Annotated in this window: 12 protein-coding genes, 1 tRNA gene and 2 rRNA genes; 6 read left to right on the plus strand and 9 right to left on the minus strand. The window is 30.2% G+C overall.

Annotated elements, in window-relative coordinates; translation table 11 throughout:
- Positions 1–472: 472 nt before the first annotated feature.
- The 4 genes from BW723_RS16590 to BW723_RS16605 all read left to right on the plus strand — a co-directional run bounded on the left by BW723_RS16590 (position 473) and on the right by BW723_RS16605 (position 9,524).
- On the plus strand, positions 473–7,657 hold the full coding sequence (locus BW723_RS16590) for a PAS domain-containing protein (protein WP_068364001.1): 7,185 nt from the start codon (positions 473–475) through the stop codon (positions 7,655–7,657).
- Entirely contained in the window at positions 7,650–8,303 is a 654-nt protein-coding gene (locus tag BW723_RS16595) for a response regulator (RefSeq protein WP_068363998.1), read from the plus strand. The genes BW723_RS16590 and BW723_RS16595 overlap by 8 nt, the downstream gene beginning before the upstream one ends.
- A 309-nt stretch (positions 8,304–8,612) precedes the next feature.
- Positions 8,613–8,981, plus strand: coding sequence for a response regulator (locus tag BW723_RS16600; RefSeq protein WP_068363995.1), 369 nt, complete (start codon positions 8,613–8,615; stop codon positions 8,979–8,981).
- A gap of 470 nt (positions 8,982–9,451) precedes the next feature.
- A tRNA-Gly gene (locus BW723_RS16605) sits at positions 9,452–9,524 on the plus strand.
- 148 nt (positions 9,525–9,672) lie between these two features.
- On the opposite strand, the gene BW723_RS16610 is transcribed toward BW723_RS16605, so the two are convergent.
- Positions 9,673–10,329 (minus strand): rhomboid family intramembrane serine protease, encoded by a 657-nt coding sequence (locus BW723_RS16610; RefSeq protein WP_068363992.1) that lies wholly within the window; start codon positions 10,327–10,329, stop codon positions 9,673–9,675.
- An 80-nt stretch (positions 10,330–10,409) separates the two neighbouring features.
- On the opposite strand from BW723_RS16610, the gene BW723_RS16615 reads away from it, so the two are divergent.
- Positions 10,410–11,330 (plus strand): lysophospholipid acyltransferase family protein, encoded by a 921-nt coding sequence (locus BW723_RS16615; protein WP_068363988.1) that lies wholly within the window; start codon positions 10,410–10,412, stop codon positions 11,328–11,330.
- On the opposite strand, the gene BW723_RS16620 is transcribed toward BW723_RS16615, so the two are convergent.
- The 4 genes from BW723_RS16620 to rpsA form a co-directional block, all read right to left on the minus strand.
- A complete protein-coding gene (locus tag BW723_RS16620; protein WP_068363985.1) occupies positions 11,308–12,774 on the minus strand; it encodes an aminotransferase class V-fold PLP-dependent enzyme in 1,467 nt (488 codons plus the stop codon). The genes BW723_RS16615 and BW723_RS16620 overlap by 23 nt on opposite strands.
- A 9-nt stretch (positions 12,775–12,783) precedes the next feature.
- Positions 12,784–13,581: a hypothetical protein gene (locus BW723_RS16625; protein WP_139059138.1), complete on the minus strand. Its 798-nt coding sequence runs from the start codon at positions 13,579–13,581 to the stop codon at positions 12,784–12,786.
- 40 nt (positions 13,582–13,621) lie between these two features.
- Positions 13,622–15,013: a phosphoglucosamine mutase gene (glmM, locus tag BW723_RS16630; protein WP_068363979.1), complete on the minus strand. Its 1,392-nt coding sequence runs from the start codon at positions 15,011–15,013 to the stop codon at positions 13,622–13,624.
- 450 nt (positions 15,014–15,463) lie between these two features.
- A complete protein-coding gene (gene rpsA / locus BW723_RS16635) occupies positions 15,464–17,275 on the minus strand; it encodes a 30S ribosomal protein S1 (protein WP_068363977.1) in 1,812 nt (603 codons plus the stop codon).
- Between the two features lie 243 nt (positions 17,276–17,518).
- Between rpsA and BW723_RS16640 the strand changes: the two genes are divergently transcribed.
- The gene (locus tag BW723_RS16640) at positions 17,519–18,148 is read left to right on the plus strand and encodes a 7-carboxy-7-deazaguanine synthase QueE (protein ID WP_068363975.1); all 630 of its coding nucleotides are present in this window, start codon (positions 17,519–17,521) and stop codon (positions 18,146–18,148) included.
- Between the two features lie 171 nt (positions 18,149–18,319).
- Here BW723_RS16640 and cmk read toward each other — a convergent pair whose 3' ends face one another.
- From cmk to BW723_RS16660, 4 genes are all read right to left on the minus strand, one after another.
- Positions 18,320–19,009, minus strand: coding sequence for a (d)CMP kinase (gene cmk, locus BW723_RS16645; RefSeq protein ID WP_068363968.1), 690 nt, complete (start codon positions 19,007–19,009; stop codon positions 18,320–18,322).
- A 2-nt stretch (positions 19,010–19,011) separates the two neighbouring features.
- A complete protein-coding gene (porQ, locus tag BW723_RS16650) occupies positions 19,012–20,034 on the minus strand; it encodes a type IX secretion system protein PorQ (protein ID WP_076686438.1) in 1,023 nt (340 codons plus the stop codon).
- Positions 20,035–20,165: 131 nt separating this feature from the next.
- Positions 20,166–20,275, minus strand: a 5S ribosomal RNA gene (rrf, locus tag BW723_RS16655).
- A gap of 107 nt (positions 20,276–20,382) precedes the next feature.
- A 23S ribosomal RNA gene (locus BW723_RS16660) occupies positions 20,383–23,195 on the minus strand.
- Positions 23,196–23,254: the final 59 nt, after the last annotated feature.

A 23,254-nucleotide genomic window follows, 5' to 3' on the forward strand; every position in this document is an offset into this window, starting at 1 on the left:
TATTGTACCCAACATCTCTATCATAATAAAGTAAAAGAATATTAGAATAAGGTATTAAAACAATTTCATACTAAGTTATTATCAACCTTAGTTTTAAGTTTATTTGTTTCTAGTTTTTCTGCTAATACCAGAATTAATTTCTATAATTATATAATTGGATTCGTTTCTTATAAAAATAACTATACATTAAAATAGTATTCTTTTTTAATATATCAATATTTCCTTCTTTATAAATTACAAATTTCATCCTAATAAAAGCTCTTAATCATTTTTATAAAAAAATTACATTTTTAATAAAATAACTATTAAATAATTTGAAATATGGATTTTTTTTTTACAATAATATTATTAATTATAATTCTAAATAAGAAAATAAATTTCAGAATAAATAAAAAAAAGGTATATTTAGTAAAAAATTAAAAAGAAATTTTATTTACTTATTGATAGTAAGTTTCCCCAACAATTTCAAGTTATGAATTATAATGAATTGCTAACCTTATTTGTACAAGGTTCTATAATTGCTCTTATAATACTTTTATTGTTTAGACTCAGAAAATATCTAGGACTAGGTGTTTTATATGCTTGTTTAGGTCTTTTTCAATTTGTACAGGTATTGGTATTTATTCTAAATACTGTTTACGACTCTACTACAAATAAATTTCTTGTTTCCCCAGGTTCATCAGTATTTATTACGATTACGCTTTTTAGTTTATTAATTATCTATTTAAAAGAAGACGCTAAAGAAACTAAAAAAATGATTTTTGCAATACTTATTGTAAATGTATTAATATCATGGTTATTACTTGCCTTTGGCAGGAATATGAACGAGGCGTATCTAGAAAATAATTTACTAACTCCTAATCACTTTATATTTTCTCCGAGAATTCAAATTTTTGGTAATATATTTTTATTTCTTGACTCTTTTCTATTGATTATTATTTTTGAATACATCTCTAAGAAAATAAAACACCTGTTTTTTCAAATATTTGTAACTATGGTATTAGTTGTAAGTATAGATACTATTCTATTCTCTATAACTACATTTTGGAATTTAGAAAATTTAAGTTCTATTATAACTAATAATTTACTTGCTAAAAACAGTTTTACTTTTTATTACAGTATTCTCTTTTATTTCTACATAAAATATTTAGATATAAAAGATAAAGATTTGGTACATTTTAAAGTAAAAGATGTTTTTAAACCTCTTAGTTACAAGCAAAAATTTGAGACTGCTGTTAGTAGTGTTAAAAAGAGCGAAGAAATGTATCGCCTAATAACAGATAATGCCACCGATATTATTAGTCTACTTGATTTGGATGGTAAATACCAATATGTAAGTCCGTCAATTAAAAATGTATTGGGTTATAATCAATCTGATTTTATAGACGAAACTATATTTAGCATTGTACACCCAGATGATATAGAAAAACTGAAAAAAAACATTAAAAAAAATATAATTGTTTTAAAAAAAACTAATAATATTTTTACGATTAGGTTACTTCATAAAAAAGGATTTTATGTATGGATCGAGTTTACAATATCACCTATCTATAAAAATAGCAAGTTTACCTCTTTTGTTTCATCCGCAAGAAATATTACAGAAAGAGTATTAGCAAATAATCAATTTAAAACTTCTTTAAAACTTTTAGAAAATAGAGAACGAGCTTTATTAGCATCTAGCAAAATAGGTAAAATAGGTTTTATAGAATTTAACAATAAAACAAATACCTACACTTGGTCTGATTATTTATATACAATTTTCGGTTTAGAAACTGGCAGTAATATACCTACTCAAGAAGAATTCTTAAATTATTTTGAAGAAAAATCTAAAATTAAACTAAAAAAATGTGTTAAAAATCTTGAACAAAATGGTATTCCTTTCGACGTAGATTCAAAAATTATAAATACAAAAAAAGAAGAGCTTTGGTTAAGAACAAAAATAGAACCAATATTTGACGAGCAGAATAAAATAGTAGGTAGAAGAGGTATTGTGCAAGATATTACTGAATTTAAAAACACGCAACTAACATTAGAACAAAATAATTATTCTTTAACACAAACAAGTAGAATTGCTAAAATAGGTTATTGGGAATATGATATAAAATCAAAATGTTTTACGTGGTCTAATTATGTTTATAAAATCTATGGTTTAGATCCTAAAAAAGAAATACCATCTCGTAAAGAAATGATTAATTTTTACGACGAGGCATCAAAAGAAAAATACAAAACTGCAATTAAAAATCTTGATATTACTGGTAAACCTTATGATTTAGAATTAAAAATTATCAATAATAAAAATGAAGAAGTTTGGGTTAGAGTTGTAGTACAATTAGTAATTAATGAATATAACCAAATTACAGGCAGAAGAGGGATTATTCAAAATATTACTGAAAACAAAATTGCCAGTCTTCAACTCGAAAAATCGAATTTAGAAATAACAAAATCTTTACATCTTTTAGAGCAAAAAGAACGTTCGTTAAAAGAATCTAGAATTATTGCTAAACTAGGGTATTCAGAATATATTTTTGAAACCAAAACTTATGTATGGTCAGATTATATGTACCTAATATATGGAGTAGACCCTAACCAGAAAACTCCTACTCGTGAAGAAATTTTAGCCTTACATGATGATATTTCATTAAAAAAACTTCAAGAAGCTACTAAAAAATTAGATAAAGAAGGCACTCCATATGATCTAGAATTAAAGCTAACTAATTTTAACAATGAAGAAATTTGGGTAAGAATAGTTGGACGTCCTATTTATAATGACAATAATGAAATTATTGGTAGAAGTGGAATTTTTAGAGATATAACAAATATAAAAAATAGTCAACTTAAATTAGAAAGTTACTTAAAACAATTAGAGGCTAAAGATGCTGATTTAAAAGAATCTAATAGAATTGCAAATATTGGTTATTGGGAGTATAAAACAGATTCAGATACTGTTACTTGTTCTCACTATGTTTATAAAATTTACGGCTTAGACTCTAACCAAAAAATCCCTTCGCAAAACACTTTAAAAGAATTATACGATAAAGAAAGTTTAAAAAGGTTAGAAGAGGCTACAATAAAACTAATAAATGATGGAAAACCATACGATATTGAAATTAAGTTAATTAATTTTAAAAATGAAGAAATCTGGACAAGAAATATTGTACAACCTATATATAATGATAAAAATGAAATTATTGGTCGTAGAGGAGTTATACAAAACATTACAGCTTATAAAAAAACACAACTAGCTTTAGAAAATTCTTTACACCTTTTAGAGAAAAAAGAATTAGCTTTAATAGATTCTAGTAATATGGCAGGCATAGGTTATATAGAATATGATTATGCAACAAACAAATACACAGATTATTCAGAATATATTTATAACATATTTGGTTTAAAACCAGGAGAAGAATTAACCCAAAAAAACGAAGCTTTATTTTATTTTGATGAAGAATCAAAAATAAAATATTTACAATCTTTACATGATGTTAAAAATGGAAAAATTTCTGATATAGAATTAAAAGGAAAAAACAGAAAACAAGAAGATATCTGGATAAGAAGTGTATCTAGTCCTATTTATAATGATAACAATGAGATTGTAAAAAGAAGAGTTGTTCTACAAGATATTAGAAATTACAAAGTAACACAGCAAGAACTACAAGAAACTCTACACCTATTAAAAAGAAAAGATTTATCATTAAAAGACTCTAGTAGAATTGCAGGCATAGGCTATGTAGAATATAGTTACAAAACAGATTCTTACGAAACAACAGAATATGTTTATAAAATTTTTGGTATTGATATAGACAAAAATGCCACACAAAAAGAAATCATAAGCTTTTTTGATAAAGAATCTCAAATAAAATATATAGAAGCTTTAGAAGAGCTTCAAGAAAACGGGACTAACTACGATATAGAACTAAAAGGAAAAAACAAAAAAAATGAAGAAATATGGATAAGATCTGTTTCTAGCCCAATATATAACGATGAAGGCACTGAATTAATTGGAAGAAGAATTGTAATACAAGACATCAAAAATTATAAAAACATACAATTACAATTAGAAAAATCGAAACAAAAAATACAAAATTCATTAGATTTAATTAAAGACAAAGATGCTACACTAAAAGAATCTAATAAAATAGCGAATATTGGTTATTGGGAGTTAGATTTAAATACAAATATCTATACCTGGTCTGAATATGTATATAAAATTTTTGGATTAGATGCCAAGCAAAAAAATCCTTCTCGCAAAGAAATATTAAAATTTTACGACCAAAATTCTAAAGGAATAATAAGTAAAGCAACGCAAGAGTTAAATACCCATGGAGTACCTTACGATTTAGAATTAAGATTAATAAATGCCAATAATGAAGAAATTTGGACAAGAAATGTAGTGCACTTAATTTTAGACCACAATAATAAAGTTATAGGAAGAAGAGGTTTAATACAAAACATTACAGCCTACAAAAAAGCACAGTTAGAAATAAAAAAATCTCTTACACAACTAGAAAAACAAGATTTTTCTTTAAAAGAATCTAGTAGAATAGCCAAAATAGGTCACGTAGATTACAACAGTATAACAAATCAATACATTTGGTCCGATTATACCTATACTATTTTTGGACTAAAACCAACCGACAAAATACCATCTCGCGATAAAATTATTAACTTTTTTGATAAAGAATCTCAAGAAAAATTAAAAAAAGTTTTTAATGATATCAATGAAAAAGGGTTATCTACAGACATAGAGTTAAAAGGTAAAAACAAAAACAATGAAACTATTTGGATAAGACAAGTAGCACAACCTGTTTATAACGATCATAATATATTAATAGGTAGGCGAGCTTTATTACAAGATATTACTACTTATAAAATAAATCAACTTCAATTAGAAAACTCCAAAAAAGAAATACAAAATTCTTTAAATGAATTAGAAAAGAGAAAATTCTCTATGGATGAAGCAAGTAAAGTTGCTAAAATTGGATACTTTAATTACGATATAGCTACAGGAGAATTTTATTGGTCAGATTATTTATATGAAATGTATGACTATGATCCAAAAAATACTGTAGTTTCTAGATCTGAGATTTTAAAATGTTTTGATGAAGCATCTAAACAAAGAATGAAAAAGGCTACCGATAATTTAAATAAAAATGGTGTGCCTTATGATATTGAAATAAAAATAACAACTCATAAAAATAACGAAGTCTGGATTAGAAATGTTGCACAACCAGTTTATAACGAAAAAAATGAAATAATTGCAAGAAGAGGTGTTTCTCTTAATATAACTACTGCTAAAAAAGCACAAATAGAATTAGAATTATCAAAAGAAAGAATACAAAACTCTTTAAAAGAAATAGAAAAAAGTAAATTTTCTATGGATCAAGCCAGCAAAGTTGCTAAAATTGGTTATCATAAATATTACAACACAACAGATTCTTTTTATTGGTCAGAATATATGTTTAACATTTTTGGTTTAATACCTAACCAAAAAATACCAACAAGAGCAGAACTATTAGAATTATTTCATGAAAAATCTAGAAATAGATTAATCAAAGCAAATGAAGAACTAGAAACTTATGGTTTACCATATGACTTAGAATTAAAACTAACCAATTTAAAAAAACAAGAAATTTGGATAAGAATGTCTAACCAACCCATTTATAACAAACAAAAAACTAAAATTGTTAGTAGAGGAGGTGTTGCTCAAGACATTACAGAAAGAAAAAAAATTGAAGAAGAACATTTAAAAACAAAAAACGATTACATAAGATTATTCGATAATGCTACAATTTCTATCTGGAACGAAAATTTAAGTTTAGTATACAAAGAAATTGAAAAACTTAAGAAATTAAACATCACTAATATTTGCCTCTACCTAGAAGAAAGACCAGATTTGGTATTAGAACTCATAGGCAAAATAAATGTTAATTATGTAAACAAGGCTACCTTAAAATTATTTAAAGCAAATAGTCAACAAGATTTTTTTAACAACATAAATTTATTTTTTGGTAAAGATGCAGATAAAGTTTTTATAAAACTTATAGAAGCAATTTGGAATGATGTAGAAACATTTACATCCGAAGTTAATTATAAAACTTTAGAAGGAGACCAATTTATAGCTATTTTTTCGGTTGCTATCCCTAAAACAATTGAAGAACAAAAAACAGTGCCCATCAGTATACAAAGTATTCAAAGTATAAAAGATGCAGAAATAGCTTTAAAAGAAACGCTTAAAACATTAAATGAAGCACAAAAATTAGGTCATATAGGTAACTGGGAATTAAACACAATAACAGATGAATTTACTTGGTCTGATGAGGTTTATAATATTCTTGATTTTAACCCAGAGAATGGAGTTCCTAAAAAAGAAGATATTTTTAAAAAAATACATCCAGATGATGTTGAGTTTCATAATAAAAAAATAGAGAATGCAATAAAATATGGCAATCCTTTTAATATTGAAATTAGATTTAAAATTTCGGATAGTACTGAAAAAACTATAAAAATTATTTGTAAACCTATAAAAGATAACAAAGGCAAAGTAATCTGTTTAAAAGGTGTTAACCAAGACATTACTGAACAAAAAAAGATACTAAAAGAAATAGAAAAAACTCAAGAAATGTATCGTTTAGTTACAGATTACTCTAATGATTTAATTTGTTTACACGACATAAATGGTAAGTTATTGTACATTAGTCCTTCTGTAAAAACCTTGTTAGGCTATGACAATTTAGAACAATATGATAAATCATTTTTCGAAATTATTCATTATGATGAAGTAGAAATGCTAAAAAATCATATTCAGGAAACTAGTATAAATAGTGAATATAAAAAGCTTATTGATTTTAGAGCTAGACATTTAAACGGACATTTTATTTGGTTTGAAGCTTTAACATCTAAAGCTTATAAAGAAGATGACACAACTTATTTTGTTACCATTGCAAGAGACATAACAGAATATATATCAGCAAAACAAGAAATAGAAGAATACCAAAAATCATTACAAAAATTAACCACAGAAATTACAGTGGTCGAAGAAAATCAAAAGAAAGAAATTGCCACCAATATTCATGATCACTTAAGTCAGGCTTTGGTAATTTCTAATATGAAGATTAAGGAGCTAAAACTAAGAGATAATTTAAAAATTACTCATGAAGAATTAAATTTTATAGAAGACCATATTTCAAATGCTTTAGCAAATAGCCGTAAAATAACCTCAGAGCTATCCCCTCCTATTTTGTACCAATTAGGTATTATTGAAGCTCTTTATTGGCTACTAGAAACTATAGAAGTAAAGCATAAAATTAAATGCGAGATTAATGATTATGCGAAAAATTTTAAATTAAATGATACAAGATCTATTTTACTATACAGAAGTATTCAAGAAATTTTAAATAATACTATAAAATACGCTAAAGCAACTTTAATAACGATAGATCTACATAAAAATGATTCTGGTATAGATATTATTATAATGGATAATGGTAAAGGTTTTGATGTTGCAAAATTAAATAACTTACGTAACCATAACGGTTCTGGTTTTGGTTTGTTTACTGTAAAAGAAAGAATAAAAAATATAAAAGGTAATTTTAAAATTACTTCTAAAATTAATAAAGGAACAACTGTTAACATTTTTATACCACTGGCAGATGAGTAATACAAATACAATAAATATAATATTAGTAGACGACCATAAACTATTAAGAGATGGTTTAAAAAATATTATAGAATTAAAATCGAATATGCATATAATTGGTGAAGCTTCTAATGGTAGAGAAGTTATTAAATTATGCAATAAATTAAACCCAGATGTTATTATTATGGATGTTTCTATGCCAGGTTTAAATGGTATAGAGGCTACTACACAAATAATTAAACATCATCCAGAAATAAAAATAATTGGTCTTTCTATGTACTCTAGTAAACAATTTATACAAGGTATGTTTAGAGCTGGTGCATTTGGTTATTTATTAAAAGATGGTGGTTCTTTAGAGCTAGTAACCGCTATTTGTAAAGTAGTAGAAAATAGAAAATACTTATCTAAAGACATAGATCAAGAACTGCTTCTTCAATTAAAAAAAGGAGACAATATAGAAAGTACAGAACTTAGCTCGAGAGAAAAAGAAGTTTTACAATTACTTGCAGAAGGAAAATCGTCTAAAGAAATTGGAGAAATTTTGTTTTTAAGCTCTAAAACTGTAGATGTGCATAGAAATAATATTATGAAAAAAATAGATTTACACTCTATACCAGAATTAACAAAATATGCAATCAAAAAAGGTTTAACTTCTCTAGATATATAAAAAACTAGATTTATTGGGGGATTATAAATCTAGTTTTTAGTTCAAATATAATTTATTTATTGGGGGACTATAAATAAATCTATCTATAAAAAATCAATATTCTTTTAATACATATTTACACTACAAAGATATATGAGATGAACAAATCATTATATAGGTAAATTCCTTATTTATACAATTATATTTCTAGATACATTGTTAAATATATTACAATAATAAAAAAAATGAATTAAGCATTTCACCTAATGATTATGAAACCTATAATTCTTAAATTTGATTATTAATTAATAAATCAATACTACCTATATTTTGAACTCTCAAGAAAAAAAAGTTTTAATAGTAGAAGACAATGCTCATATTGGTAAAAGTATTGTTGATGCAATTTCTAAAGGTAGTAACTCGCTTAATTTACAATTAACAACCACAATAGCAGAAGCTATTTCTAATTTAAAAGGCACTAATTACGATTTAATTTTACTCGATTTAAGTTTACCAGATGGCAATGGTTTAGAAGTATTAAAAATGCTTCAAGAAAAAAAGTTAGAAAAGAAGGTGTTTGTATTTTCTACAAACACGCATCTTAAAAGAATTTGCTTAAAATACGGTGCTCAAGCTTTTTTTGATAAAGCAACAGATTTTGATCTGTTTATTTCTACTGTTAAATCTACTCTAGTTTAATTTACACCAACAGATTCTAATAATTTCATTTATTTGAATAAAACTAATTTTATGCTATAATTTTTAAATTATAAAAATGCATATACAAATTATCTCTTCTGATGAAATATTAATAACTATTTAACTTCTAACAAAATAAATCACCTTTAATATTTTAGAAATCGAGTTTTAGAAGTTTCTAAATCAACTTATTAAGAATGGAAAGATTTATTTTTCAGAAAATAAATTAGTAGGTATTTCTGAACTTTGGTATACTTGATGCGTACGTTAATAATAAAGGATGCGAAACCATTTAACTAAATGCATATTTTAATAACTCAAAAGCACACAAATTTTATTATAATTAAGGTTATGCTGTTTATGGTTTTCATTGTGTAAAAGTTTTAAGAAACGATAAATAATTTTATTAATTTTAGTAAAAAAACATTGTAGAATTCAAAAATGATTATATATTTGCAACCCTTTACCAAGCGAAAGTAGCTCAGTTGGTAGAGCGTCAGCCTTCCAAGCTGAATGTCGCCAGTTCGAACCTGGTCTTTCGCTCAAAAAAACCTTATTTTAATTAATAAGGTTTTTTTTATGCCTAAAATTAAAGTGCAAAAAATATGGTAAAATGAAGAGATTTATCAATGATAAGATAATCAAGTTCTTTATATACTAAAAACTTGTTTTCTTAAGGAAGGAAATTTCTTTATAAACTTTTAAGTTTATCGCCAAATAGTAAGAGTAAAACTATTGGAATCGCTAATAAAACAATAAAAGTAGTATTAGTAGAAAACAAAACTGGTCTAATTAAAAGCGTTAAAATAAATCCACCAATTGCACCTCCTAAATGTGCTGCATGGCCAACATTACCAATTTGTTTTTTCATTCCGTAAATAGAATACAATAAATAACCAACTCCAAATACATAACCAGGTATAGGAACTGGAATAAAAAACAGATATAAACTCATATCCGGATTTAGTAAAATAGAAGTATACACAATACCAGAAACGGCACCAGATGCACCAACTGCACTATAATAAGGCTCATTTTTATGATATTGTAATGCATATAAGCTACCAGCTAATAAGCTACCAAAATAGATAATTAAAAAGGAAACAGAACCAACAATTTTGGTTACAAAACCACCAAACATATATAAAACATACATATTTAAAATAAGATGCATCCAATCTACGTGTAAAAAACCAGAAGTTAGCATTCTAATTTTTTCATCACCTTTTACTCTACCTACTTGAAACTTATATTTGTCTAAAAAGCTATAATCATCAAAGCCTTTTTTAGAGAATAAAACATTGGCAACTATAATAAGTAATAATAATGGATTGTTGTCTTGTAGCATCTTACAAAAATAACAAATCGGTTTTGTTTTATTATATTCTTTTAATATAAATACTGATATTTGTAAATTAAATAAATAATATGCAGTTTATAATATTTGCGCTTACTTATCCTCTAATTTGGTTATTGTCTAGATTACCAATGAGGGTGCTGTACGTAATTTCTGATGGTTTTTTCTTTTTAAATTTTTACGTTATTAAATATAGAAAAAAGGTAGTTTTAGATAGTTTAAACCTTGCTTTTCCAGAAAAATCTAACGAAGAAAAGAAAGCTATTGCTAAAGGTTTTTTCATACATTTTACGGATTTATTTATAGAAAGTATTAAAGCTTTTTCTATTAGTGAAAAAGAAGTATTAAAACGCTATAAATACAAAAATCCAGAGGTAATAAATAATATAGTTAAAGAAGGTAAAAGTATTGCTTTAGTAGGTGCACATCAAGCAAATTGGGAATGGTCTTTTAGCACACCTCTAGTTTTAGATGGTAATATTTTTGGTGCATACACAAAATTAGGCAATAAGTATTTTGAGAAGAAATTAAGAACATCTAGAGAGAGATTTGGAGTTATTGGTTATAAAACCTCTGAAACTGTAAAAGGGATGCAGAAGAATTTTAGTAACAAAATTCAGGGTTCTTATATATTATTAAGTGATCAATCTCCACGATTAACTAAAACTCACTATTGGCATACATTTTTTGGCATAAATGTACCTATACATACAGGTGCAGAAATGTTAGCCAGAAAATTTGATATGGTTGTTGTAAATTATGTTGCTAAAAAGGTAAAAAGAGGTTATTACGAAACTGAATTTCAAATTATAACAGAAAAACCTAAATTACATAAAGAATATGAAATTACTGATAAGTATCTGGCTTTAACTGAAAAAAACATCAACAAACAACCAGAACTTTACTTATGGTCTCATAAAAGATTTAAGCATAGAAATAAAATTGAAGAATGGAAAAAAATGAAAGTTGCTAAACAGAAAACCAAGAAGTAACTAACTCTTTTTCTATTGGTGTAAAAGAGTTGTGTACATAATCGTTTTTAATGGCATCGTATGTATAATCTTTTGCCCAATCTTCTATATTTTCTGATAACTCTTGTAAAGATTTACATATAAAATCTAACTCAGCATTTGTAATTGTTGGATGTAAAGACAAACGAACCCAACCTGGTTTATCTGTATTGCAGCCGTGCAAAATTTCATCTTTAATTCTGTTAGACGTTTCTTGATCTACATTTAATAAAAAGTGCCCATAAGTACCTGCGCAAGAGCAGCCTCCTCTAGTCTGAATTCCGAATTTATCATTTAATAATTTTACAACTAAATTAAAGTGATATTTTTCGAAATAGAAAGAAAAAATACTTAAACGATCTCTATGATTTGGTGCTAATATTTTAACGCCTTTTAAATTTTCTAAAGTTTCAAAAATTACACTATTAAGTTCTTCTTCTCTTTTTTTGATGTTTTTGGTTCCCATTTTTTCTTTCAACTGAATAGAAAGTGCAATTTTTATGGTCTGTAAAAAACCTGGTGTACCACCATCTTCTCTGGTTTCTACATCATCGAAATAATCATGTTGACCCCAAGGATTGGTATAACTCACAGTTCCTCCTCCTGGATTATCAGGAACTGTATTTTTATATAACTTTTTATTAAAAATTAAAACTCCAGAAGTACCTGGACCTCCTAAAAATTTATGTGGAGAAAAGAAAATAGCATCTAGCATTTCATCTTCATTTTCTGGATGCATATCAATATCAACATAAGGTGCACAACAAGCAAAATCTACAAAACATAATCCATTATAACTATGTATTAATTTTGCTACTTTGTGGTATTCTGTTTTTATACCTGTTACATTAGAACAAGAAGTAATTGAAGCTATTTTTATTTTTCTATCTTCATATTTCTGAATGTATTTTTCGAAAGTAGCTAAACAAACTAAACCTTCATCATTACAAGGCACAACTTCTACATCTGCAATAGTTTCTAACCAAGAAGTTTGATTTGAGTGATGCTCCATATGAGAAACAAAAACAATAGGTTTTAACTCTTCTGGAATAATGGTATGATTCTTTAAATTCTCTGCAACTTTTATTCCTAAAATACGTTGAAACTTATTTACAACACCTGTCATTCCAGAACCAGTTGTTATTAAAACATCATTACTGTTTGCATTTACATGGCGTTTTATAATGTTTCTAGCTTCGTGATAAGCCAAGGTCATTGCTGCACCAGAAGTAGATGTTTCTGTATGTGTATTTGCAACAAAAGGACCAATTTGATTGCTAATTTTATCTTCTATAGATTTATACAATCTACCACTTGCAGTCCAATCGCAATACACCAAATTTTGTTCTCCATAAGGAGATTTAAAGGTTTGATTAACACCAATTATTTGGTTTCTGAACTGTGAAAAATACTGCTCTAAATTCATTCTTAATTCTTAAAATAATTTAAATCTTGCTCCAAAAACAATTGTTTTTTCAAAAAAAGTAAAATTCTGTTCTGCAGAATCTTCTGGACTTATTGTTGTTCTAATATTTGGCATGTTTATGTACCCATATTTAAAATCAGACTGCAAAAAGAAATGCTTAAAAAAGGTAATGTTTAAACCAGCACCAACCGAAACTCCCCAACCAGAAACGTGAAAATTATCATATCTTTCTTTGTTTAATAAAGTGGTATTTGTACGCGGATATAATACACCTGCTCCAAAACCTTCAGTAATATTTAATTGTAAATTCTTGTGATTTATACCTATTAAATGACCTATTTCATCAAATCTTTTTAGCTCTACGTTTATATAATTTAGTCCATCTGTGTGTTCAAATTGTAAAAAATCGTGAGTTAATCTGATATCTTCATTATTATAAACACCATCAAAAGGAGTACCCGCATTAATTTCTCCATTTATTTTTACTGTTTGATAACTTTCAGTAACATATTTCATATGGTCTACACCAATAGAAATGGTATAATGATCATTTAAAAAATACCCTAATCTAAAATTAGTTTGTGGTAAAGTTATTTTTGTAGGATGAAAATAATCTAAAGAAAAACTAGATATTCTATCATTTGCAACAACATTTTGCAAAGTAAAATCGTAATCAGCTCCTTTAAATCTAATGTCTGAATTAGAGTAATCAGCTCTATTCCATCCCCAGTAAATAAAGAATTTTCCTTTATTACCTATTTTTATTTTTTCTTCTTGTTGGTCTTGTGCCATTAAAGATGATGACATTAGTACAAACAAGAAAAAAAATGATTTTATTTTCAAAATATTATGCAATTATTTCTTTAATTTCTTTTATAAATCTTTCTGCTAAAGCATCTGCTGCAACTTGTGATTTAGCTTCTGTATAAATTCTGATAATTGGTTCAGTATTCGATTTTCTTAAATGAATCCATTCTTCAGCAAAATCTATTTTTACACCATCAATTGTATTTACATCTTCATTTTTATAAGTTGATGCCATTGTTTCTAAAATTTGATCAACATCGATTGCAGGTGTTAATTGAATTTTATTTTTACTCATAAAGTAACTTGGGTAAGAATCTCTTAAAGTTTTACAAGATACTTTTTGATGCGCTAAATGCGATAAAAATAAAGCTACACCAACTAAAGAATCACGTCCGTAATGAGAATCTGGATAAATAATTCCTCCATTTCCTTCTCCACCAATTACAGTATTGGTTTCTTTCATTTTAATAACCACATTTACCTCTCCAACTGCAGAAGCTGTATAAGTACCACCATGTTTTTGAGTAACATCTCTTAATGCTCTAGAAGAAGATAAGTTAGAAACAGTATTTCCTCCACCAAGTCTTCCTAAAACATAATCTGCACAGGCTACTAATGTATATTCTTCTCCAAACATAGAACCGTCTTCAGATACTAAAGCCAATCTATCTACATCTGGATCTACAACAATTCCGAAATCTGCTTTTTCTTTTACAACCAATTCAGAAATATCTGTTAAATGTTCTTTTAAAGGTTCCGGATTATGAGGAAATTGTCCGTTTGGAGTACAATATAACTCTACACATTCTACATTTAATTCTTTTAATAAAGCTGGTATAAAAATACCTCCTGTTGAGTTTACTCCATCTACAACAACTTTAAAATTAGCTTTTTTAATGGCTTCAACATCAACTAAATCTAAATCTAAAACTTCTTGAATATGTTGATGTAAATAGGTACTGTTTTTTGAGTACGATCCTAAATCATCTACTTCTGCAAATTCAAAATCTTCACTTTCTGCTAATTCTAAAATCTTAACACCTTCTTCTCCATTTAAAAACTCGCCTTTTTCGTTTAATAATTTAAGAGCATTCCATTGTTTAGGGTTATGCGAAGCAGTTAAAATAATTCCTCCATCTGCTTTTTCTAAAGGCACAGCAACTTCTACAGTTGGTGTTGTAGATAAACCTAAGTCTACTACATTTATACCCAAACCTACTAAAGTGTTGGCTACCAAACTAGAAATCATTTTACCAGAAATTCTGGCATCTCTACCTATAACTACTGTAAGTTTTTCTTTATTCGAATTTCTTTTTTTTATGAATGCTCCATAAGCTGATGCAAATTTTACAGCATCAATTGGGGTTAAATTATCATCAGTTCTACCTCCTATTGTTCCTCTTATTCCTGATATTGATTTTATTAATGTCATAGTTTGATAATGGCCTATTTTTGTATAACAAATATAAAAGAATCTATTTTGTAATTTATTAATTTTATAAAAAAGGTAGTAATTTATTGTTAAATTACTGATGCTTGCAAATAAGCTGCGTTAAGGATTGGAGCTTTGTTTGAGCTCTTTTATGAAGATATGAATAAAAAGCGAGTGCGTAAAGCCTGACCTGAAAGGTAACGCTAAAAAAATGGTATTAAGCAGTTAGCAGTTAGCAGTTAGCAGTTAGCAGTTAGCAGTTAGCAGTTAGCAGTTAGCAGTTAGCAGTTAGCAGTTAGCAGTTAGCAGTTAGCAGTTAGCAGTTAGCAGTTAGCAGTTAGCAGTTAGCAGTTAGCAAAAATAAAATATTGGACTTACTTGTTTAAAAATTTTAGACAAAAAAAGCCAATACAAAATTGTATTGGCTTTTAAATTTATAAAGAATGAAGATTATTTACCTTCTTCCATTTTTTTCTTTAAGGCTGCAAGACCTCCAATATCTCCTAATGTAGTTTTTTCTGCATCAGATGATTTTTTAGCTTGTGCTTTAATATTTTTACGCTCTTGCTCTTTAAAGATAGATGTATGAGATACAACTACTCTTCTGTATTCTTTAGAGAATTCTAATACGATAAATTTTAAAGTTTCACCTTTAGCTAATTTAGTACCATCTTCTTTTTCTAAGAATCTGCTTGGCGCAAAACCTTCTACTCCATCAGCAAAAGTTACAACTGCTCCTTTATCATTCTTTTCTTTTACAAGACCTTCGTGAATAGAACCAATTTCGTAAGTAGCTTCGTGTGCATCCCAAGGGTTATCTTGAGTTTGTTTATGACCTAAGTTTAATTTTCTGTTTTCAACATCTAATTCTAAAACTTGTACGTCTAATTTTTGACCTACAGTTACAAAATCTGATGGATGTTTTACTTTCTTTGTCCAAGATAAGTCAGAAATATAAACTAAACCATCAATACCTTCTTCTAATTCTACAAATACACCAAAGTTTGTGTAATTTCTTACAGTACCTGTATGTACAGAGTTAATTGGGTATTTAGTGGTAATATCTGTCCAAGGATCTGGATGTAATTGTTTAATACCTAAAGACATTTTACGGTCTTCTCTATCTAAAGTTAAAATTTGAGCTTCAACTTTATCACCAACTTTTACAAAATCTTGTGCAGAACGTAAGTGGGTTGACCAAGACATTTCAGAAACGTGAATTAATCCTTCTACTCCTTGCTCTACTTCTACAAACGCACCATAATCAGCTAAAACAACAACTTCTCCAGTTACTTTATCACCAATTTTTAAATCAGCATTTAAAGCTTCCCATGGATGAGCAGATAATTGTTTTAAACCTAATTGAATTCTAGATTTGTTATCATCAAAGTCTAAAATTACAACGTTTAATTTTTGGTCTAACTCTACAACCTCATTAGGATGATTAATTCTAGACCAAGATAAATCTGTAATGTGTACTAAACCATCTACACCACCTAAATCTACAAATACACCATAAGAAGTAATGTTTTTAACAACACCTTCTAATACTTGTCCTTTTTCTAACTGGCCAATGATTTCTTTTTTCTGTAATTCAATATCAGCTTCAATAAGTGCTTTATGAGATACAACAACGTTTTTAAATTCATGGTTGATTTTAACAACTTTGAATTCCATTGTTTTCTCTACATACTGATCGTAATCTCTAATTGGTTTAACATCAATTTGAGAACCTGGTAAGAATGCTTCGATTCCGAAAACATCTACAATCATACCACCTCTTGTTCTACATTTAACAAAACCATTAACTACTTCTCCAGTTTCATGTGCATTGTTAACACGCTCCCAAGCTTTAATTACTCTTGCTTTTTTGTGAGATAATACTAACTGACCAGAAGAATCTTCTCTTTTATCAACTAATACTTCAACTTTATCTCCTTCTGATAACCCTTGGTTATAACGAAATTCGTTTAAAGAAATAACTCCTTCAGATTTAGAATTGATATCGATGATTGCATCTCTATCTGTAATTCTAATTACAGTTCCTTCAATTACATCACGCTCATTTACAAAACCTACAGTACCTTCTAAAGCTTTTTCAAACTCTTGTAATTTTTCTTCATCTACAGCTTCAATACCTTGTTCGTATTTGTGCCAGTTAAAATCAGCTAAGAATTGTGTTGGATTTACAGCAGGAGCCGCTGTTTCTTTTACTTCAGTAGCAACTACTTGCTCTTCAGTGTTTTTTGTTTCTTCAGACATGTGTCTAAATTAATTTTGTATCTTGTTGTTTTACAGATTTCTAACGACTAAAACTACAAGAGATGTTTTTATATTTTGTTTTATCTAAACCCTTTTATAAACCTGTTCTCGTAAAAAGGAGTGCAAATTTACAAAATTTACTTGATTTATAGCTAATTAGAATTAAATTATTATTCTTTTTATTCTTGATATACAAAAAACTACCTTTGCACTTTTAAAACAATCAGGTAGATTTTAATGTAGATGGATAAAAAGACAAAAGATTTAGTAGATAAAGGTATTATGCTTCCTTTAATGGAAGAGTTTTATACCATTCAAGGAGAAGGTTCTCATACAGGAACTGCTGCTTATTTTATAAGAGTTGGTGGCTGTGATGTTGGTTGCCACTGGTGTGATGTTAAAGAAAGTTGGAATGCAGATTTGCATCCGCCAACTTTAGCAGATACTATTGTAGATAATGTTAAAAAATACGCCAATACTGTTGTGATTACTGGCGGTGAGCCTTTAATGTGGTCTATGGATTATATTACAGAAAACCTGCAAAAAAATAATATAAAAACCCATATTGAAACTTCTGGAGCGTATTCTTTTTCAGGAAAATGGGACTGGTTTTGTCTTTCGCCAAAGAAAACCAAATTACCTTTAGATGAGTGTTATACTCAAGCAGATGAATTAAAAATGATAATTCATAACAAATCAGATTTTGATTTTGCTGAACAAGAAGCTGCTAAAGTTGCCGAAAAATGTCAGTTATTTTTACAACCAGAATGGAGTAAAAAAGAAAAAATGACAGAACAGATTGTAGATTATGTAATGAAAAATCCGAAATGGAAAATTTCTTTACAAACACATAAATATCTGAATATTCCTTAATTTTATTTGTAGCTATTTCCTGCTTTACACTATATCTTTTTATGCTGAATACCTTATAATTCAATTCATTTTTAGAATTTAATAGCATTATAAAATCTAAATCTAATTTAATTCAGCATAAAAAGGATGTCGTTTCAATCAGGGCTAAGATTGTTTGTTAGCTTTTAGAGTTTAAGATAATTTATCATCTACTAAAGCACAGATTCTTTCAAATTGTTCTTCAATTCCCATATCAGAATTATCAAATTCTATTGCATCATCAGCTTTTACTAATGGTGAATCTTCTCTTGTAGAATCTATTCTATCACGTTCTTGTACATTAAAAAGAATATCTTCAAAATTGACTTTATCACCTCTATCTATCAACTCCTTATAACGTCTTGTTGCTCTTTTATCAGCAGAAGCAGTCATAAATAATTTTAAATCAGCATCCGGAAAAACTACTGTTCCAATATCTCTTCCATCCATAACCACTCCACCTGCTGTACCCATTTCTTGCTGCTCAGCAACAAGTTTTTTTCTAACTTCAGAAATAGCAGCAACTTTACTAACTAATTGCGAAACTTCTAAAGTTCTAATTTCTTTTTCTACATTTTTGCCATTCAAATACATTTCAGCAAAACCTAAATCTTCATTAAATTGAAATGAAAGAGAAATACTATTCAAATTTGAAATTAAACCTTCTTTATTTAACGCATCTGTACTAACAAAATCATTATTTTTTGCAAAAAGTGTTACTGCTCTGTACATAGCACCAGTATCAACATATATATAATTATATTTCTTTGCTAATAATTTAGCAATTGTACTTTTCCCTGTTGATGAGAATCCATCTATTGCAATTGTTATTTTTTTATTCATTATTATCTTTTATCTAAATCAATTTGTAAACTAAATGTACTGGCATTGGTTGCTGAATGGAATTTAGAATAGGCATAGTTAAACTTTAGTTTATTCATTTTAATCCCAAATCCAAACGATATTCCACCAAAAGTTCTCACATTTTGTAATTTCAATTCAGCAGCTCTTCTAAAATTGTATCCCATTCTAATATTGATTGCACTTTCTGGAAATAATTCAGCACCAATAACAAAATGTCTAAAGGTATTGCCAATAAAACCAATTTCTTCTTCTGTAATATTACCTTCTAAATCTGTAGTCTGCTCTGAAGGGTTAGGTTCAGAAACATCCCAATGCTGTAAATTATCTAAAGTAAAATACCACTTTAAAGGAACATATTCTAGACGATAAGAACCTCCTAAAGAAACTTTAAAAGGAAGTTTTTCATAGGTCCCATCATATGATGTTATTTGTCTACCAGCATTTCTAGCTACAATTGTAAATGAGTAATTTTTATATGGACTATAATATAAAACTCCAAAGTCAGCTACAATACCAAAAGATGTATAACTACTTATACTTGAATTTATTAATTTGATATTGGCACCAAAAAATAAATTTGTCCAAGGTAAATTTCTAGCATAACCAAATGAAAATGCTAAATCAGAAGCACCAAAATCTCCAGTTTCATTACCTTGATTATCAGCACCAATTAATGTACCATAATCTAAATATTTAATACTTGTTTGTATAGTACCAAATCGTCTAGAAATTAATTTAGCATAAGAAAAAGATCCAATATTAATACTAGCTAAATAACTAGAATAATTAATAGAAACTTTATTATCAATCTCAGGATTAATCGTAGAAGGGTTCCAAATTGGTTGATTCACATCATCGATTAATGTCAATACTTCTCCACCAAGAGCAATCTGTCTAGCAGATGTAGATAAATTCAGAAATTGGTAAACACTTTCCCCTCCAACTTGAGAGGCACCCTCAATTGAAAATAAAATAGAAATAAATAAAATAAATAGTAATCTCATTTAAAAATTAAGTTCCTAAAGTAAAACGAAAATACCACAGAAAATTGCATAAAAAAAGAGATATATTTAAAAAATAAAAAAACCTCATATCATTAGATATGAGGTTTAAGATCTTGATTTAACAAGATAAAGAAAGGCAGCGACCTACTCTCCCACATAAATGCAGTACCATCGGCGCTATTGGGCTTAACTTCTCTGTTCGAGATGGGAAGAGGTGAGCCCCAATGCTATAACCACCCTAAGTTTTTCAGTTAAATTACTTTAACTGTATAAGTTAACATATGGTAAAATAATATTGTAAGTTCAAAATAAAAAAAAGAGTGTCTCCCGAGCCGAAGCTCGGGAAGCGTACATAAGTCTATGGGTTATTAGTACTACTCGGCTATGACATTACTGCCTTTACACCTATAGCCTATCAACGTTGTCATCTCCAACGACCCTTTAAAGAAATCTCATCTTGTGGTGGGTTTCGCGCTTATATGCTTTCAGCGCTTATCCCTTCCCGACGTAGCTACTCTGCTATGCTCCTGGCGGAACAACAGATGCACTAGAGGTCAGTCCAACTCGGTCCTCTCGTACTAGAGTCAGATCCACGCAAATTTCTAACGCCCACAGCAGATAGAGACCGAACTGTCTCACGACGTTCTGAACCCAGCTCGCGTGCCACTTTAATGGGCGAACAGCCCAACCCTTGGGACCTTCTCCAGCCCCAGGATGTGACGAGCCGACATCGAGGTGCCAAACCCCCCCGTCGATATGAGCTCTTGGGGGAGATCAGCCTGTTATCCCCGGAGTACCTTTTATCCTTTGAGCGATGGCCCTTCCATGCGGAACCACCGGATCACTATGCTCTTGTTTCCAACCTGATCGACCTGTATGTCTCTCAGTCAAGCACCCTTATGCCATTGCACTCTACGCACGGTTACCAAGCGTGCTGAGGGTACCTTTAGAAGCCTCCGTTACTCTTTTGGAGGCGACCACCCCAGTCAAACTACCCACCAAGCACTGTCCTCATCTCTGAGTTAGACTCTAGATAAGCAAAGGGTGGTATTTCAAGGATGACTCCACAACGCCTAGCGACGCTGCTTCATAGTCTCCCACCTATCCTACACATTACTTATCCAAAGCCAATACTAAGCTATAGTAAAGGTTCACGGGGTCTTTTCGTCCCGCTGCGGGTAATCGGCATCTTCACCGATACTACAATTTCACCGAGCTCATGGCTGAGACAGTGTCCAGATCGTTGCACCATTCGTGCAGGTCGGAACTTACCCGACAAGGAATTTCGCTACCTTAGGACCGTTATAGTTACGGCCGCCGTTTACTGGGGCTTCATTTCAGATCTTCGCCGAAGCTAAACCCTCCACTTAACCTTCCAGCACCGGGCAGGTGTCAGGCCATATACGTCATCTTTCAATTTAGCATAGCCCTGTGTTTTTGATAAACAGTCGCCTGGACCTTTTCACTGCGGCCCATCCGAAGATGGGCGACCCTTCTCCCGAAGTTACGGGTCTATTTTGCCTAGTTCCTTAGCCATGAATCTCTCGAGCACCTTAGAATTCTCATCCCAACTACCTGTGTCGGTTTACGGTACGGGCTGCTTCACTCGCTTTTCTTGGAACCTCTTTCGCTACATTATCACCTTAGCCGAAGCTTCAGTGTACTATTGCTTGCGCTTCAACGTACTATTCCGTCAGTACGCAGTAACCACAGAGATCCGTCACTTTTAGTGTGAGCAGGTACAGGAATATTAACCTGTTGTCCATCCACTACCCCTTTCGGGTTCGCGTTAGGCCCCGACTAACCCTCAGCTGATTAGCATCGCTGAGGAAACCTTAGTCTTTCGGTGTGCGGGTTTCTCACCCGCATTATCGTTACTTATGCCTACATTTTCTTTTGTAACCACTCCAGCATACCTCACAGTACACCTTCTACGCAGGTTACAATGCTCCCCTACCACTTATTAATAAGTCCATAGCTTCGGTAATATGTTTATGCCCGATTATTATCCATGCTCGTCCGCTCGACTAGTGAGCTGTTACGCACTCTTTAAATGAATGGCTGCTTCCAAGCCAACATCCTAGCTGTCTGGGCAGACAAACCTCGTTTATTCAACTTAACATATATTTGGGGACCTTAGCTGATGGTCTGGGTTCTTTCCCTCTCGGACATGGACCTTAGCACCCATGCCCTCACTGCTGAGAAACATTTTATAGCATTCGGAGTTTGTCAGGAATTGGTAGGCGGTGAAGCCCCCGCATCCAATCAGTAGCTCTACCTCTATAAAACTTTTACTCAACGCTGCACCTAAATGCATTTCGGGGAGTACGAGCTATTTCCGAGTTTGATTGGCCTTTCACCCCTACCCACAGGTCATCCAAAGACTTTTCAACGTCAACTGGTTCGGTCCTCCACTATGTGTTACCACAGCTTCAACCTGCCCATGGGTAGATCACTCGGTTTCGCGTCTACTACTACTAACTAAAGCGCCCTATTCAGACTCGCTTTCGCTACGGCTCCTTGACTTAATCAATTAACCTTGCTAGAAACAGTAACTCGTAGGCTCATTATGCAAAAGGCACGCCGTCACATCCGAAGATGCTCCGACCGCTTGTAAGCGTACGGTTTCAGGTTCTCTTTCACTCCCTTACTTAGGGTTCTTTTCACCTTTCCCTCACGGTACTAGTTCACTATCGGTCTCTCAGGAGTATTTAGCCTTACCGGATGGTCCCGGTGGATTCATACAGGATTACACGTGTCCCGCACTACTCAGGATACCACTATCAATAACTTCGCTTACTTTTACGGGACTATCACCCTCTATGGTCTGTCTTTCCAAACAGTTCTAATTCACTTAGCATTGAATATCGTGGTCCTACAACCCCAATATTGCCGTAACAATATTGGTTTGGGCTAATCCGCGTTCGCTCGCCACTACTAACGGAATCACTTTTGTTTTCTCTTCCTCCGGTTACTTAGATGTTTCAGTTCACCGGGTTTGCCCCTTTCGGTACTATGCCTTCAACATAGTGGGTTGCCCCATTCGGATATCTACGGATTATAAGGTATGTGCCCCTCCCCGTAGCTTTTCGCAGCTTATCACGTCCTTCATCGCCTCTGAGAGCCTAGGCATCCGCCATACGCCCTTACTTAACTTATTGTACTTTTTGCTACAGTATAAATACTGCAACGAGCTCTTTTATATTTTTATAAAATTTTT

The organism is Polaribacter reichenbachii, assembly GCF_001975665.1.
Taxonomy (GTDB): Bacteria; Bacteroidota; Bacteroidia; order Flavobacteriales; family Flavobacteriaceae; genus Polaribacter; species Polaribacter reichenbachii.